Annotated in this window: 14 protein-coding genes; 6 read left to right on the forward strand and 8 right to left on the reverse strand. The window is 65.8% G+C overall.

Annotated elements, in window-relative coordinates:
* Window positions 1–369: NTP transferase domain-containing protein (locus L0966_RS12270; RefSeq protein WP_234052433.1), on the reverse strand; the 369-nt coding region annotated here is incomplete at its 3' end.
* A gap of 220 nt (window positions 370–589) precedes the next feature.
* On the opposite strand from L0966_RS12270, the gene L0966_RS12275 reads away from it, so the two are divergent.
* Complete coding sequence (locus L0966_RS12275) at window positions 590–988, forward strand: hypothetical protein (RefSeq protein WP_234052229.1); 399 nt, start codon at window positions 590–592, stop codon at window positions 986–988.
* On the opposite strand, the gene L0966_RS12280 is transcribed toward L0966_RS12275, so the two are convergent.
* Entirely contained in the window at window positions 948–2,573 is a 1,626-nt protein-coding gene (locus tag L0966_RS12280; protein ID WP_234052230.1) for a glycosyl hydrolase family 17 protein, read from the reverse strand. The two genes, L0966_RS12275 and L0966_RS12280, sit on opposite strands and share 41 nt — an antisense overlap.
* Window positions 2,574–2,830: 257 nt before the next feature.
* On the opposite strand from L0966_RS12280, the gene L0966_RS12285 reads away from it, so the two are divergent.
* The 5 genes from L0966_RS12285 to L0966_RS12305 all read left to right on the forward strand — a co-directional run bounded on the left by L0966_RS12285 (window position 2,831) and on the right by L0966_RS12305 (window position 9,204).
* A complete protein-coding gene (locus L0966_RS12285) occupies window positions 2,831–3,316 on the forward strand; it encodes a hypothetical protein (protein ID WP_234052231.1) in 486 nt (161 codons plus the stop codon).
* Window positions 3,317–3,556: 240 nt separating this feature from the next.
* On the forward strand, window positions 3,557–6,265 hold the full coding sequence (locus L0966_RS12290) for a glycosyltransferase (RefSeq protein ID WP_234052232.1): 2,709 nt from the start codon (window positions 3,557–3,559) through the stop codon (window positions 6,263–6,265).
* 127 nt (window positions 6,266–6,392) lie between these two features.
* Window positions 6,393–7,031: a molybdenum cofactor guanylyltransferase MobA gene (gene mobA / locus L0966_RS12295; RefSeq protein ID WP_234052233.1), complete on the forward strand. Its 639-nt coding sequence runs from the start codon at window positions 6,393–6,395 to the stop codon at window positions 7,029–7,031.
* A gap of 102 nt (window positions 7,032–7,133) precedes the next feature.
* The gene (gene gltA / locus L0966_RS12300; RefSeq protein WP_234052234.1) at window positions 7,134–8,444 is read left to right on the forward strand and encodes a citrate synthase; all 1,311 of its coding nucleotides are present in this window, start codon (window positions 7,134–7,136) and stop codon (window positions 8,442–8,444) included.
* Between the two features lie 652 nt (window positions 8,445–9,096).
* Window positions 9,097–9,204 carry an integrase core domain-containing protein gene (locus tag L0966_RS12305; protein ID WP_370641782.1) on the forward strand — a complete coding sequence of 36 codons (108 nt, stop codon included), beginning with the start codon at window positions 9,097–9,099 and terminating at the stop codon, window positions 9,202–9,204.
* Between the two features lie 315 nt (window positions 9,205–9,519).
* Here L0966_RS12305 and lpxB read toward each other — a convergent pair whose 3' ends face one another.
* The 6 genes from lpxB to bamA form a co-directional block, all read right to left on the reverse strand.
* On the reverse strand, window positions 9,520–10,677 hold the full coding sequence (gene lpxB, locus L0966_RS12310) for a lipid-A-disaccharide synthase (protein WP_234052434.1): 1,158 nt from the start codon (window positions 10,675–10,677) through the stop codon (window positions 9,520–9,522).
* A gap of 14 nt (window positions 10,678–10,691) precedes the next feature.
* Complete coding sequence (locus L0966_RS12315) at window positions 10,692–11,591, reverse strand: LpxI family protein (RefSeq protein WP_234052236.1); 900 nt, start codon at window positions 11,589–11,591, stop codon at window positions 10,692–10,694.
* Between the two features lie 3 nt (window positions 11,592–11,594).
* Complete coding sequence (lpxA, locus tag L0966_RS12320; RefSeq protein WP_234052237.1) at window positions 11,595–12,401, reverse strand: acyl-ACP--UDP-N-acetylglucosamine O-acyltransferase; 807 nt, start codon at window positions 12,399–12,401, stop codon at window positions 11,595–11,597.
* 2 nt (window positions 12,402–12,403) lie between these two features.
* On the reverse strand, window positions 12,404–12,889 hold the full coding sequence (gene fabZ / locus L0966_RS12325; protein WP_234052238.1) for a 3-hydroxyacyl-ACP dehydratase FabZ: 486 nt from the start codon (window positions 12,887–12,889) through the stop codon (window positions 12,404–12,406).
* Complete coding sequence (gene lpxD / locus L0966_RS12330; protein ID WP_234052239.1) at window positions 12,886–13,971, reverse strand: UDP-3-O-(3-hydroxymyristoyl)glucosamine N-acyltransferase; 1,086 nt, start codon at window positions 13,969–13,971, stop codon at window positions 12,886–12,888. Before lpxD ends, fabZ begins: the two co-directional genes overlap by 4 nt.
* A gap of 71 nt (window positions 13,972–14,042) precedes the next feature.
* Window positions 14,043–16,547, reverse strand: coding sequence for an outer membrane protein assembly factor BamA (gene bamA, locus L0966_RS12335; RefSeq protein ID WP_234052240.1), 2,505 nt, complete (start codon window positions 16,545–16,547; stop codon window positions 14,043–14,045).
* Window positions 16,548–16,702: the final 155 nt, after the last annotated feature.

The raw sequence follows: 16,702 nt of genomic DNA on the forward strand, positions 1-16,702 counted from the left end.
GGGGGCGCGCAGGCGGGCCAGCGTCTCGGGCCGGATCAGCGGGGTGTCGGCATAAAGCACGAGAATGTCGTCGGCGCCCTGCTCCAGCGCCGCGCGGGCGGCGAGAACCGCATGGGCGGTGCCGAGCCGCTCGCGCTGGACGAACACGCGCGCATCGGGGCTCACCCGCAGCGCCTCGGCCGCCACATCCTCCCGGTCAGGGCCCACCACCACCGCCGTGCCCGTGGCGCCCGCGGCCCGCGTCGTCTCCAGCACATGGTGAAGCATGGTGCGGCCCGCCACCTTGTGCAGCACCTTCGGCAGACGCGAGGCCATGCGCGTGCCCTCACCTGCAGCCAGCACAACCACCAGCAGCGTCCGTTCCCTCATCATGCTTACTCCCTGTGCGCTGTCCGCTATCGCGCCTTCCGCCGCGCGGAAACCGGCCGCTCCCGCAGGGCCCTCGCACCGGCCCTGTCGCGCGGCGACGTCCCTGCGTCATGCCCGCCCCTACGCCTTGAGAACCGACAGAGCGCCTCGCTCTTGCCACTGGACGGCGGCAATGCCACCTCCTAAGCCAGCCGCGGAACGAAAGAGACGGATCATCGCCATGCCCGATTTGCCCTATGCCGAACGGCCCCTGTTCCGCCCCGGCCCGAAGAGCCTGAACTGGCTCATTCCCCTTGGCATGGGCGCGGTCGGCTGGGCCCTCTACATGCGCTACATGGTAGTGGAACCCGCGCTGGTGGGTCTGGCCTGCGAAGCGGGGCTGGAAAGCATGGGCTGCTATGGGCGCGCGGCAGTGCTCACCTTCTCGCTGTGGAATGTGTTCGGCGGGTTGGCCCTCATCGGCGCGCTGATGCAGCTGGTCGCGCCCTCGCTCGCGGCGTTCGCCATGACCATGGTGTTCACGGCGTTCGCGCTGGTGTTCCACAACGAGGTCGCCGGCGCCCTGGCGGCGATGGGGCTCATCCTTTCCTTTGCACGGCCTGGACCCGCCACAGCGTGAAGGCCATGACCAGGCAGAGCGCGCCGAACCAGGCCGCCTGCCAGTTCGAAAGCCCCTCATTGAGCGGCACATAGATGCCGCCGATGAGCATCACCCAGGCGGCCACCGTCTCCCCCAGCCCCGCGCCTTCGCGCTCCGCGCGCCGCACCAGCAGCGGAGCGAACAGCGCCGCGACGAGGCCCGTCAGCGGGAACACGGGGAAATCCTTGTAGCGCGGATCGAACACCAGCTCGAACGCCACCGAGCCGACCGCCACCACGCCCAGCACCAGCATCAGGGCCGAGGCCACCGTCAGCCCCTCCCAGCGCGCCCGCATGCGGCCGTCGAGGGCGATGGAGAAGGGGGCGAGCCCCCGCCCGCCGCCGATGACGGCCGGCATCACCACCATGGCGGCTGCCGACGCTGCCAGCAGCAGCCCGTTGCGCAGCCAGCCGACGAAGCCCAGGCTCTCCAGCGGCAGGGCCGAGAGCGCGGCCCCGAGGGTGGCGCCGCCGAACAGCGCCACCAGTGCCACCGCGCCCCATTCCGCCGGCGTCACGCCCCCGTCGCGATCACGGCCGGCCCGCCAGGCGGCGCCGAAGGCGGCAGCCACCACAACGAGCCCCACGGCGATGTGCATCTTCCAGCCGGGAAAATCCTCCACTGGCTGGCCCCATTCGAACTTGGGGGTGCGGGTGGAAGCGTCGATCAGACCCCAATGGCCGCCCACCGTGCCCTCGCTGCGGCGCTTCCAGGGCTGGTCGAACGCCTCGATAACGTTCACCCGATAGCCGCGCTTCTTCGCCAGGGCGACCACATCGTGCATCACCTGCGCCTGGTTGGAGGGCGAAGGCAGCGCCTCCTCGCGCATGCGCCCGGAACTGGGCCAGCCGGTCTCGCCGATCAGGATCTCCTTGCCGGGAAACTCCTCCGCCATCTTCTGGCGGATCTGGTCCACATGGGGGCCCGCCTCGGCGGCGGACACGGGCAGGTCCTCCCAATAGGGCAGGATGTGGATGGTGACGAAATCCACGTTCTCGGTGAGGCCTTTGTTGCGCTCCCAGAACTCCCACACATCGGCATAGGTCACCGGGACGTCGCCCACCTGCGACTTCACCCAGCGCAGGGTGGAACCGAGGTCGGTGGCGGACATTTCGCCGCGCAGCAGCACCTCGTTGCCGACCACCACGCCCTTAACCACGTCCGGATTTTTTTGTGCAAGGCGCACGCCGGTGTCGAGCTCCACCCGGTTGCGATCCGGATCGGGGCCAAGCCAGATGCCCAGCAGCATGGTGAGCCCATGCTTGCGGGCGATGGCCGGCGCCTTGTCGAGCCCCATCTCGATGGAATAGGTGCGCACACAGCCGGTAATCTTGGCGAGCTGTGCGAAATCCTCGTCGATCTGCGCCTCGGGGATCACCAAGCCCTTCTGGAAGGGCGACTGCCCGTCGCGGAACGGCGCATAGGACACGCAGGGCAGCTTTTCGCCAGCCGCCAGCGGCGAGGGCGGCATGGCTACCGGCCGGCCCAGCCAGACCCAAAGGCCGCAGACCAGCACGGCGACGGTGAGCGCGAGAGCAAGCGGCAGCCGCATGGATCGGGACATAAGAACTCCCAGTGGCGTCAACACGGGACGCGCCATTCGCCCTTCGGCCGCGGCCCCGTTCGCCAGAAACTGGGCAAATAGAGCTTCACGGTGGCGGTGTGAAGCCTGCACCGCGACCCGGCGCAGCGATCCGTGGAGACGATCCACCTAAACGGTGGTTGCCAGCTGCTGCGCCGTCATGCTGACAAAATCACCGCCTTCACCTAACTTGTCGCCGCGGATCGCTCCGCGCCTTCCTTCTGAAGATCATGGCCCTCATGCAACGCTCTAAGTTTTCTGCCCTGGCGGGCGCCCTCGCCCTCGCGTTCAGCCTCGGCGCGGGGCTCGCCCCGGCGGCGGCCCAGTCCCAGCCCCCCGAGCAGAAGCCGGCTCAGGAACCGCAGCTCACCCCCGAGCAGAAGGCCGCCCAGGAGGCCCAACGCCGCTCGGTGGAGGAGTTCAACGAGGCCTCCAAGCTGCCCGGCACCGCCGGCCTGCCCGAATGCGTTTGGACGGGGCGGCGCATTGCCGCACTGCTGTGGAACGATGACATCGACACGGCCCGCCGCCACCTCGAGATCTACGAGCGCTTCGGCTGCCCCACCGAGCACCTGAAGCTCGCCTTCCGCTGCCTGGTGCGCCAGGGCAAGATCGACCCCAAGGCCCGCGAGCGGGTGGATGCCCGCACGCACCAGTGCTGGATCAATCCCGACTACATCGCGGCTCCGCCGGCGGCCGCAGCCCCTGCTCCAGCCCAACAATAAGGTCACGGCAGGGTCATGGGGCTGACGCAACGGCGTCCCAGACCCGCCACGATCAGGATTTATCTCCAAAGCTGAGCATGTTAGTGTCTCGACGCATTGCAGCGTGGGGGTTTCCCCCCACTGCGGTGCCGACCTGGGGGCAGGTCGAAAGGGTGCCCCAAGCCTTTGGTTTTCCAGAACCCTTCGCGGCTTAGGCAGCGTTCGCGGTTCGAGATCTCCCAGATTTGGGTGGGCATCGCCATGCGTCCCGGTCTTGCTGCTGCGGCGGCGGTCATTGCGGTTGTGACATCGATCCACGCCGCGATGTGGATTTCCCTGCGTCCCGAGGTCAGCGCTCCGAACATCACGGATCGCTTCCAGAGCCTGTCGTTCGCGCCCTTCAGCCGCGACATGAGCCCTGAGGGCGAGGCGCCGACCAATGCGGCCCAGGTCCGCTCGGACATGAAGGTCGTGTCGCCCTACACGCGCGGCGTGCGTACCTATTCCTCCACCAACGGCAAGGAGCTGATCGCTCCCATCGCCGGCGAGCAGGGAATCAAGGTCACCGCCGGCGCGTGGCTGAACCGCGACAAGGACAAGGACACCGGCGCCGTCATCGAGAAGGCCAAGGAGGCCAACGACCGCGAGATCGCGGGCGTGATCGAGGTGGCGAAAAAGAATCGCAACGTCCAGGCCGTGGTGGTCGGCAACGAGACCCTGCTGCGCGGCGACATGGACGACACCGAGCTCGCCGAGCTCATCCGCCAGATGAAGCGGCAGGTGAACGTGCCGGTGACCACCGGCGAAATCTGGAACACCTGGCTCGACCATCCGGAAGTGGCCGCCTCGGCCGACTTCATCCTCGCCCACATCCTGCCCTATTGGGAGGACGTGCCGGCGGACAAGGTGGTGGACTACACCATCAATGCCTACAATCGCCTGCGCGCCGCCTATCCCGGCAAGCGCATCGTCATCGGCGAGTTCGGCTGGCCCTCCCACGGCTTCAACCGCGGCGCCAGCGTGCCCGACCCCATCGAGCAGGCCAAGATCATCCGCGAATTCGTGGCCCGCGCCGACGCACTCGGCATCGAGTACAACATCATTGAGGCCTTCGACCTGCCCAAGAAGCAGAACGAAGGCTCCGTGGGCCAGTACTGGGGCGTGTTCGACGCCGACCGGAACCTGAAGTTCCCCCTCACCGGCCCCATCGTCGAGCACACCTACACCCAGACCGCCGTGCTGGCGCTGCTGCTGGGCGTGCTGTTCACCCTGCCGCTGCTGCGCATGCGCGACCTCACCATGTCCCAGGGCCTGGTGCTGGCCGGCGCCGCCAATGGCGTGGCCGCGTGGCTGGCGACCGTGGTCGACTACTGGATGAACCACTACGTCACCGGCGGCGACTACATCACCCTGGCGCTCAGCGTGGTGATGCTGGTGCCCCTGGTGTTCGTGCTGCTCTACCGGGTGGAGGAGATGGCCGCCATCGCCTTCGGCAACGGCCCCCACCGGCTGGTGGAATCGCTGAAGCCCGGCACCCCCTCGCGCTTCCCGAAGGTCTCCATCCACGTGCCCGCCTATCGCGAGCCGCCGGAGATGCTGAAGGAGACCATCGACGCCCTGGCGAAGCTGGAATATCCGAACTTCGAAGCCATCATCATCATCAACAACACCCCGGATCCAGCAATGGTGGAGCCGGTGCGCGAGCACTGCGCCAAGCTCGGCGACCGCTTCAAGTTCATCAATGCGGAGAAGGTGGCGGGCTTCAAGGCCGGCGCCCTGCGCATCGCGCTGGAGCACACCGCGCCCGACGCCGAGATCATCGGCATCATCGACGCCGACTATGTGGTGACGCCCGACTGGCTGAAGGACCTCGTGCCCGTGTTCGAGGACCCCACCGTGGGCCTCGTGCAGGCGCCGCAGGACCATCGCGACGCCGGCCTCAGCCCCCTGCACGAAGCGATGAATGCCGAATATGCCGGCTTCTTCGACATCGGCATGGTCCAGCGCAATGAGGATGACGCCATCGTGGTGCACGGCACCATGTGCCTCATCCGCCGCGCGGCCATGGTGGAGGCGGGCAACTGGTCCTCGGACACCATCTGCGAGGATACCGATCTCGGCCTCACCATCGCCGAGAACGGCTGGAAGACCCATTACACCCGCAAGCGTTACGGTTACGGCCTGCTGCCCGACAATTTCGAGGCCTTCAAGAAGCAGCGTCACCGCTGGGCCTATGGCGGCTTCCAGATCATCAAGAAGCATTGGCGGCGCTTCCTGCCCGGCCGCTCGCGCCTGACCACTGCCCAGAAGCGCCACTTCGTGCTGGGCTGGATCTCCTGGCTCGGCTCGGAATCGGTCGGCGCGGCCATGGCGCTGGCGTCCCTCGCCTTCGTGCCCTTCGTGCTGCTGTTCGGCGTGTCGGTACCGGCCTATGTGCTCACCCTGCCCATCCTGATGACCTTCCTGGTCTATCTGATGCACTTCGTCAGCCTGTACCGTCTGCGGGTGGAGACCACGCCCCTGCGCATGCTGGGCGCGGCGGTGGCGGCGAGCGCGGTGCAGTACACGGTGGCCAAGGCGGTGCTGGACGGCTTCCGCTACAAGGATCTCGCCTTCGCCCGCACGGCCAAGGGCAAGAACTGGCTGGCGGGCGCGGCGCGCCACTTCCCGGCCCTGCCGGAGGCGACTCTCGGCGGGCTGCTGCTGGCGGCCGGCATCGTCCTCATCGTCCTGAACAACCTGCCCGGCGTGGCGCTGACCAAGAACGACTGGCGGCATATCCGCGAGATCAATCTCTATGGCATCGCTTTGATGGTGCAGAGCCTGCCCTTCATGGCGGCCGCACTGATCGGCTGGTTCGAAACCTCGCGCCTGAACGACTTCGCCCCCTGGCGGGCGCTGGCGGCGCGGATTGCGGCGGTGCTGCCCCGCCGCGTGAGCTCCAACCACCCGACGGCGCTGGTGGACTGAGCCTCCGGTTTCCGCGGCGGGCCATCTCAAGGGCTGTCCCGCCCCGTCTCATGCGAAGCGCCCGGCCTCACCGCCGGGCGTTTACGCATTCGGCAGGCGCAAGTGGACCCGACTGCACGGGAGCGACATGGTGACTCAAGATCCCCTCCCCTTCGGACTGATCCTCGCTGGTGGCTACGGGCGCCGCATGGCGGCTGGCGCGGCATCCGTGGCGGCGTTGCCGAAGCCCCTCGCGCCCCTGGCCGGGCAGCCGCTCATTGCCCACGTCGTCGCGCGCGTGGCGCCTCAGGTGTCGCGCCTGGCCATCAATGCCAACGACCCGCCGGAGCTGTTCGCCCCCTTCGGGCTGCCCATCATTCCCGACACGGTGGCCGATCGGCCGGGCCCTCTGGCCGGGGTGCTGGCGGGGCTCGACTGGGTGGCACGGGAATCGCCCGGCACGAGTCTGCTGACCGTGGCTGCCGATACCCCCTTCCTTCCGCATGACCTCGTCTCCCGACTCATACATCGGTATGCACAGACTGCAGGGGTGGTCTGCGCCGGTTCAGGCGGGCAGGTGCATCATGTCATCGCCTTGTGGCCGCAGGCCGCGCGCGCGCCGCTTGCGGCAGCTCTCGCTGCGGGACAGCGGAAAGTCGGGCTTCTCCTGTCCAGCCTTGGCGCCGTAACAGAAAGCTGGGATGCGGTGGACGGCGACCCGTTCTTCAACGTGAACACCCCGGAAGACCTTGCCGCCGCTTTGTCCCGCTCCCCTGCCTCGCGATGAAGCATGGTCATGCTTGCGGCAGGATTGGGGAGGGTTTAGGACTGCGCTGCGGCGGGTTCGCATTCGCGAAGCCGCCCAGTCCGCCCAAAGGATGAGGGATCCATGGACGCCACCAACAACTCCGGGGCCAAAGCCGCCAAGTTCAGCTTGGGCGAAAAGAGCTGGGATCTGCCGATCCGCGGGGGAACTATCGGGCCTGACGTAGTCGACATCTCGAAGCTCTACGGCCAGACCGGGATGTTCACCTACGACCCCGGCTTTACCTCGACGGCCTCGTGCGAAAGCAAGATTACCTATATCGACGGCGATGAAGGTGTGCTGCTCTATCGCGGCTACCCCATCGAGCAGGTCGCCGAAGGCGGCGACTTCCTTGAAACCTGCTATCTGCTGCTTTACGGCGAACTGCCGACCGCTGCCCAGAAGGCGGAGTTCGACCGTTCCGTGACCCATCACACGATGGTTCACGACCAGATGACCCGTTTCTTCAACGGTTTCCGCCGCGACGCCCACCCCATGGCCATCATGGTGGCCTGTGTCGGCGCCCTGTCGGCCTTCTATCACGACTCGACCGACATTTCTGACCCGAACCAGCGCCTCATCGCGTCGATCCGCATGATCGCGAAGATCCCGACGCTGGCGGCCATGGCCTACAAGTATTCTATTGGCCAGCCCTTCGTTTATCCCAAGAATGAATTGGATTATACGTCCAACTTCCTGCACATGTGCTTCGCGGTTCCCTGCGAAGACTACAAGGTGAACCCCGTTCTCGCCCGCGCCATGGACCGGATTTTCATCCTCCATGCCGATCATGAGCAGAACGCTTCCACCTCCACCGTGCGTCTTGCCGGCTCCTCCGGCGCCAATCCCTTCGCCTGCATCGCCGCTGGCATCGCCTGCCTGTGGGGACCCGCCCACGGTGGCGCCAACGAAGCGGCCCTCAAGATGCTCGCCGAGATCGGCTCCGTCGATCGTATTCCCGAGTATGTCGCCCGCGCGAAGGACAAGAACGACCCCTTCCGCCTCATGGGCTTCGGCCACCGGGTCTACAAGAACTACGACCCGCGCGCCAAGATCATGCAGAAGACCTGTCACGAAGTGCTGAGCGAGCTCGGCATCAAGGACGATCCGCTGCTGGACGTGGCCGTGGAGCTGGAGCGCATTGCGCTGCACGACGAGTATTTCATCGAGAAGAAGCTCTATCCGAACATCGACTTCTATTCGGGCATCACCCTGAAGGCGATGGGCTTCCCCACCACCATGTTCACCGTGCTGTTCGCTCTCGCCCGCACCGTGGGCTGGATCGGCCAGTGGAAGGAAATGATCGAGGATCCGAGCCAGCGCATCGGCCGTCCCCGTCAGCTCTACACCGGCGCCGCCCGCCGCGACTACGTCGCCATGTCCCAGCGCAAGTGAGCGCGGGAGGCCCGGCACGTTCCCTCGGAGCGTGCTTGCGGTGAAACATCAGAACGGGGCGAAGCCAGACCGGCTTCGCCCCGTTTTTTTTCGCCAGCTTGGCGCGACAACCCAGGCATCCCGGCCGCCTCCCCCCTCCCCCCGCCCCCCCACGCAAGCGAGGGCCCGCGCCACTCTGTGGATCTGGTCCCCTTTTCGCGCTCCGCAGCCCGGTCGCCAGCCATGCGCGTCGCCGGTCCTCCCGTGCCTCACGGACAGCCGACTTCGGCCCAGCGCCAGGACTGACAGGCGTCGAGAGGCACTTCCCATCGAAAGCATTGCAGGAGCGCCCGGACGCTGCTGCGGCGCGCCGGCACTGCGGGCGCTGCGATACAGGCCGGCGCTCGGCACGAGAGCGCCGGCAGCCGTCCCGGAGGGCGCGAACCAGCGCTGGAGGCTCGACCTCGCATCCGATATGGGGGGTGGCTTCCGGGTGCTGCGCATCGGCGACGCTTTCACCCGCGTGGTGCGCCGGCGTGCTGACGGATGGCCCGGCACGAACGCGCTTGCACGATCGTGCCCGAGAGCGGCACTCAGCTGGTCAGCCGGGCCATGCTGAGCTTCTGCGCGGAGACTGCCAGAGATTGGCACGACATCGCGCCAGGCAAAGCTGATCCAGAATGCCGTCGTGGAAGACCTCAACGGCCGTCTGCACGACGAGAGCCTCAATCAACCCGCCTTCTCCTCGCTGGCCGAGGCGCGGAGGATCATCAAGGCTTAGCCGATCGACGACAACCCTCACGCCCCTACGCGCGTCCGCGGCCGATCACGGTCGGTGCTCGCCAGCCTGTCCCGTGAGAGCCCACGCCCAGCCTTGCCGGGCTGATGACCAGCAGAAAATGGGGAGCACGTCAGGGTGTGAAGGCGGGGGCTCGGGCGACCGTTGGTGGCTCCGCAAAGGCCTCTTTCTGAGAGAGACGGCGGGATTTGGCCGCGCCCGCTCACCCTTGCGTTACGGAGTGGAGCGCCCGTGTCTCAGACAGGGCCACGAAGGGCGTGCGCCAGACGGCGCGCGGACCTTCGCCTCAGCGCGCCATCACGCGGCAGGCAAGGCTGCCGTACGGCCGCTGCGCGCCAGGCGCAACACCACGTCTGCGGCGCGGGCGCTGGGGCTCGGCCCGGTGATTCCGAAAATATCGTCCAGGCGGGCGAAGGCCGCTTCCTGGCGCCGCCGCGCCGGCCCGTCGTCAATGGCATCGCTCAGGGCCTTGGTCAAAGCCGGAACGGTGCAAAACTCCTGCAGGAATTCCGGCACGACATTCTGGCCCAGCACCAGATTGGGAAGGATGACGGTGGTGCCCTTCAGCACCCGCCGGGCAATCTGCGCCTCCAGCCACCCCATGCGATAGGCCGCAACCTCCGGGATACCGGCAAGGGCCAGTTCCAGCGTGACGGTGCCCGATGCCGCAAGCGCGGCACGCGCGGTGCGAAAGGCAGCGTATTTCTCCGCCTCGTCGAGAATGATGCGGGGCTGGACGGGCCAATCGGAAATCGTTTCCGCCACAAGATCCTTCAGATGCGGCAGCGTCGGCAGCAGCAGCTCAAGCTCCCGTTCGGCAGCCACCCTGCCAAGGGCCGCGCCGAAGTCGCGGCCCAGGCGCACGATTTCGCGCCGGCGGCTGCCCGGGAGCACCAGCACGCGCGCCGGCGAGGCACTCCGCCGCGCTGCCTCCTGCGGATCCGGGCGCAGTTCGTGCAGCCGCTCCAGCAGCGGATGGCCCACATAGAAAGTGGGGGGGCCGCCGAGCCTGCGGTGCACATCGGGCTCAAACGGCAGCAGCGCCAGCAGCGCGTCCACATAGGGGCGCATGGCCCGGGCGCGCCCCTCGCGCCACACCCAGACTGTGGGCGACACATATTTGACGATGGGAATGCGCGGGTTCGCTGCCCGCACCCGCGCCGCCACCCGATGGGTGAAATCCGGCGCGTCGATCAGCACCAGCACGTCCGGCGGATCGGCAAGGACGGCATCCACCGTTTCCTTCAGCCGCCGCAGGATGGTCGGCAGCTTGGCCAGAACCGCGCTGATGCCGATTGCGGTGAGATCCTCCATCGGGAACAGGCTTGCGAGCCCCGCCCGCGCCATGCGCGAGCCCCCGACGCCGCGAAAGGCGATGCCTTCCGGCGCGGCCGCACTCAGCGTCTGCATGAGAGCGCCGCCGAGCTGATCTCCCGATTCCTCGCCGGCCACCATGAACGCGCGCAGGCTCACGACAGCGGATCCTTCACGCCCACCACGAACAGGCCCGCGCTCTCCGCCGCGGCCACCAGCGCCTGCGTATCCGGCACCATGGCGCCCCCCGCCTCAAAGGCAATTCCGGCGAGCCCGGCTTCGGCCGCGCGCGCCACGGTCGCCGGCCCGAGCGACGGCAGATCCACGCGCCGATCCTGCCCGGGCTTTGGTGCCTTCACCAGGACACCCCGCCCCGCAGGGAAGCGCAGGCGCCCACTGCGCCGCAGCTCGCCATAGCGCGCCAGCATCTGGTCCGTGCCTTCGGCGGCCTCAACTGTCGCGACCAGTCCGTCGACCACAATCACCCCCTGCCCCACATCGAACGGCCCCAGGGCATGAATCAGCTTCAGACCGCGCGTAATGTCCTGCCGCGCCTGGTCGGAGGGCACATGGGCGCCCAGAACACCTTCCGGAAGCAGCAGATTGGGCGCCACCTCATGGGCGCCGCGCAGGGTGAAGCCCTGTTCCGCCACCAAGCCCAGCACGCCGGAGAGCAGGTGATTGTCCCCCCCGCGAAAGAGGCGCGCGATGCGTGGCAGAAGGCGAACCATGGTCCAGTCCAGACCAAGATCCCGCACCCGCGGACGCGTCAGCCCGCCCACCATCACCACCTCGCGGATGCCGCGCGCGCGGGCCAGCGCAGACACACTCCCCAGCGAGCCGAGGCGGAACCAGCGATGCTCAAAACGCTCCAGCGCCGGATCGGCGAAACCCCGGATGAGGAACAGCACCACGTCCCGTCCCTGCGCCTTTACGGCTTCAGCCACCGCTGCCGGGAACGCGCCGCTACCGGCGACGATCCCAATCGGCGCAGCGCCACGCCCAGCGGCGCCGCCCGTGCCGCCTTCACCCATCTGCGGTGGCGACGTTGCCAAGGCTCACGCCTCCCCGCTCACACCCCGCGAGGGATGGCACAGGGCGCGCTTGCGATCCGCGTCGATGAACGCGACGACCTGAGCCGCGAAGATGGAGCCTTCCACCTTTTCCCGCAGGCGCTCCAGGCGCTCGTCAAAAGTGCCGGTGCCAAAGAACAGCTCACGATAGACGGCACGTGCCTCGTGCAGCTGCGTCTTGGAGAAACCGCGGCGCCGCATGCCGACAACGTTCAACCCCACAAGCTTGCCAGCCTGACCCAGAACATTGGCGAAGGGGATCACATCCTCGCGCACGCCCGTCAGGCCCGAAATCATGCACTGGGCGCCAATGCGCGTGAACTGGTGCACCGCGCATTGCCCGCCCAGGAACGTGAACTCGCCGACGCTGACATGCCCACCAAGCACCGCATTATTCGCGAAGATCACGTTGTTGCCCACCGTGCAGTCGTGGCCAACGTGCGAACCTGTCATCATCATGACCTGATCGCCGATCCGCGTAACGCCCGCGCCGCCGGCCGTCCCGATGTTCGCAGTCGTATGCTCCCGCAGCAGACAATCGGCACCGACGACGAGCTTCGTGCGCTCCCCCTTGTAATGCACCGACTGCGGCGCGGTGCCGAGCGATGCGAAGGGGTAGACTTCCGTGCGCGCACCAATGGTGGTGTCACCCTGAATGTTCACATGCGAGTGGAGGCGAACCCCCTCTGCGAGCACCACATGCGGACCCACGATGCAATACGGACCGATGACCACATCATCTGCAAGCCCAGCCGTATTTTCGACGCGGGCTGTGGGGTCGATCTTGGGCACGCTCAATTCTCCATGATCATGGCGCCGACCTTGGCTTCGGCAACCAGCTCGCCCCCCACCTTCGCCTCACCTTTATACCACCACATGTTGCGTCGCCGGGTGATGCGGGTCATGTGATATTCGAGCACGTCACCCGGCACCACCGGGCGGCGGAACTTGGCCTCATCGATGGTCATGAAATAAACCAGGGAAGGCTTCGCGCCCTTCTCCTTGCCCATCACACAGATCACGCCCGCGGTCTGCGCCATGCCCTCTATGATGAGCACCCCCGGCATCACCGGATTGCCTGGAAAATGCCCCTGAAAATGCGGTTCGTTCGCGGACACGTTCTTGACACCGACGCAAGATCGATCCGCATCGATACGCTCCACGCGGTCCACCATCAGAAACGGGTAGCGGTGAGGAAGACAGGCCAGAATGCGCTGAATATCGGCGCTTTCCAGCGCCTTCTCCGCCGTCTCAGCATCCTGCGGCAGCATCTCGCTCATGCGTTCGATCCTTCCCCGTCCTCGTCTGTCGTGCGGCGGGCGGCCAGCCGCTTAAGGGTCGTGACCTCACGGAACCATTCCCGAACCGGCTTAGCGGGCGACCCGCCCCACCGGACTCCGGGCGGCACGTCCCCCTTCACATTGCTGGAAGCCGCGATCTGCGCGCCATCACCAATGGTGACGTGGCCCACCACGCCCACTTGCCCACCAAGCATCACAAAGTCACCCAGCCGTGTGGAGCCGGAGATGCCGGTCTGTGAAACCACAATGCAGTGCCGCCCAATCACCACGTTATGGGCGATCTGAACCAGATTATCGATCTTGGTCCCCTCGCCGATCACCGTGTCCGACAGCGCGCCGCGATCTACAGTCGAGTTGGCGCCGATTTCAACATTGTCCTGGATCACAACGCGGCCCAGCTGCGGCACCTTTTGATGGCCCTTCGGGCTCGGCTGGTAACCAAACCCATCAGAACCGATCCGCGCACCGCCATGGATGATGACGTTGTTGCCAACCAGCGCGTGGATGACACTTGCATTCGGACCGATCGCACTGCCCCGCCCGATACGCACACCCGGACCGATCACCGCACCGGCGCAAATCACGCTTCCGGCGCCAATCTCCACATCCGGCCCCAGCACCGCACCGGGATCCACCGTCACCCCCTCCTCGAGGCGCGCGGATGGGTGGACCAGCGCCCCAGGGGCGATGCCCCGTTGGCCGAAAATCGGCAGAGGACGCAGGGCCGCAGGAAACAGAGTGCGGCTGATGATTAGGAATGCCGCCGCCGGGCGCGGAGCCAACAGCAACGGCAGATCCGGCCGCGCCTTTTCGGCGAAGCGCTCCGATGTGATGCACGCCGCAGCTCGTGTCGTCGCCATCTGGCCTGCGAACTGAAGAGCATCGCAGAACACGAGATCATCCGGGCCAGCGGTTTCGAGCGTCGCGAGCCCACGGATAAGACGACTGCCACATTCGGTAGCGTCCACACCCTCGGGCACGACCAGCCGTGCCCCGCACAGCTCAGCCACGGCCGCCAACCCAAGAGCATCCGGCAGCGGGAAGAAAGTGGTCTCTGTCATGAAACACGTTCAGGCGCCGGAGAGCCTCGGCCTCAGCCTCGACCCTCCGGCGCCTGCCTTCAGGATGGATATCAGAAGCGCGTGCCGCCGGAGAAGCGGAACTCCTGGATCTGGTCGTAGTCCGCCTTCGACAAAGCCCACGCATAGTCGAAGCGGAGCGGACCGAAGGGCGACTGCCAGATCAAAGAAGCGCCAATGGAAGAGCGAACCACATTTTCGTCGGCGACGCAGACATTACCGGTCGCGTTCTTGGTCGTGTAACCCGTGGTCCCGCAATTCACGATATTCGGATTACCGTAATAGTTGTTTCCATTGTAGTTCAGCACGTTATCGAACGTGGTCGGACCATTATAGTCGTAAACAGAGCCGGCATCCGCAAAGACCGCCATCTTCAGACCGATGTCCTTCGGCAGAAAGGCCAGCGGGAACTGAACTTCTGCCGACACGCCCCAGTACAGAGTCCCGCCCAGCGCCGTCGTGGTGTTGTCGAGGCAGTTGAAATAAGCGGGCGTACCGAAGTTCGACTTTGCACACGGCGCCACGTCACGCGGGCCGATACCAGAGGGAGCAAAGCCGCGCACCAAGTTGGGGCCCATGAAGAAGTTGTTCATCATGGACGAGCTGTCGCCCCAGGAGTCCACGTAACCAGCCTGACCACGCAGGATCAGAACCGCGTCGCCGTAAACCAGCGGGGTGTAGTGACGCACATCGGCCGTGGTGCGGAAGAAGTTCACATCGCCGCCGAGACCGGCCAAGTCCTGCTTGAGCTCAGCATACAGACCCTGGGTCGGGTTCTGGTTATTGTCGAGCCCGTTGAAGGAAAGGGTATAGCCCAGAACCGAGGTGATCGTGCTCCCTTCCTGAGCCGCCTGACGCACAGCCCACGACGTGCTCTCGTAGCAAAGCGCCTGCTGATAAGCCAAGGGATAGGTGCTCTGATCGCAGATCGAGATCTCGCGCTGATACAGATTGTACCGCAGAGCCAGGGTCACCTCGTCCGTGATCGGCAGACCGAAGCGGAAACCACCGCCGAGCATATTGGTCGCATAGCTCGTGTAGCTGGTCGGCTGAGTTTCCTTCCAGTACAGGTCAACACCCGCCGCCAAACGATAGCCAAGGAAGTACGGCTCGGTGAAGGAGAACTCCGCGCCCTGGGAATTCTGACCCCAGGAGCCCGACACCTTCACATACTGACCACGCCCCAGGAAGTTTTTCTCACCCAGAGACACTTCCGCAATCAGACCGTCGGAGGTGGAATAACCACCGGAGACAGCAAACTCACCCGTGGGCTGATCTTCCACATCGACCACCAGGATCACGCGATCGGGCGCGGAACCGGGCTCGGTGGAGATCTTGACGGTCTTGAAGTAGCCGAGATTACGCAGGCGACGTTCGGCGCGGTCCACCAGCACGCGATTGTAGGCATCACCCTCGCCGAGATCGAACTCGCGCCGAATGACCCAGTCACGGGTGCGAGTGTTCCCACGGATATCGATGCGCTCGATATAGACGCGCGGCCCCTCCTCCACCACGAAGAGCACATTGATCTTCTTGGCTTCGAAGTCGCGATCGCCACGCGGACGGACCTGGGCGAAGGCGTAACCGTTCTTGGACACCTCGATGGTGAGGTTCTCCACGGACTTCTCGACCATATCCGCGTTGTAGACCTGCCCCTCCTGGGCACGAACCACGCCCCGCAGCGAGTCGGCCGGAACGTCGCGGATGTTGGAGACCACGTCCACCTTGCCGAACTTGTACTGATCACCCTCATCCAGCGTGAAGGTGATGATGTAGCCCTTGCCCGCAGGATCGAGCTCAGCCGTCGCCGCCAGGATGCGGAAGTCGGCATAGCCGTTCTTGAGGTAGAAGCGACGCAGAAGCTCCTGGTCGGAATTCACCCGATCGGGGTCATACACGTCCGTGGACTTCAGGAACGAAAGCCAGTTGGTCGTCGTCGTGGAGATGACGTCCTTCAGCTTCCAATCGGAAAAGGCCTTGTTGCCGACGAACTTGATGTCCGCCACGCCGAGCTTGTCACCCTCGTTGATCTCGAACACCAGATCGACACGACCATTGCCGCGATCAATCGTGACGGGATTGACGCGCACATTCATGCGACCGGAACGCCGATACACCTCGATGATGCGCTGGGTATCAGCCTGCACCGTCGCCTTGGAGAGAGTGCCGCGCGGCTTGGACTGCACCTCGCCGGCCAGAACCTCATCCTTGATCTTCTTGTTGCCCTCGAAGGCAACCTTGTTGATCACCTCGTTCTCGGACACGCGAACGATGATGCGCCCGCCGGACTGCGTCACCTGAACGTCCGAGAAAAGGCCGGTGGCGTAGAGCGCCTTCCAGGCCTCGTCGATCTTGGCGGCCGTGTAGGGGCCGGAACCGAAATAGGAGCGGATGGTCTCGGCATCCACCCGGCGGTTTCCTTCCACCACGATGGAGCTCGATTGGGCCGCGGCCGGCCCTGCCACCACAAGGGAACCAGCCCCCGCGGACACGGCCACACACGCGGCGATGCCAACTGCGGCGGCCAGCCTTCTCAACACCCGGAGCGGAGCAGTCATATGGCGCGCAACCCTGAAATATTAGACGAACGCGAACCCGCAACGCTTCCGCTGCGGATTCTCACCCTGTGTAGCCGCTTGTACAAGCTTTTCACCGCGCTGCAAACCGAGCCCGGCCTTTCGCCTGTCCTTTTTGCCGGAACCGTTGCGTTCCC

Source organism: Xanthobacter sp. NM-59, from assembly GCF_021401125.1.
GTDB lineage: Bacteria > Pseudomonadota > Alphaproteobacteria > Rhizobiales > Xanthobacteraceae > Xanthobacter.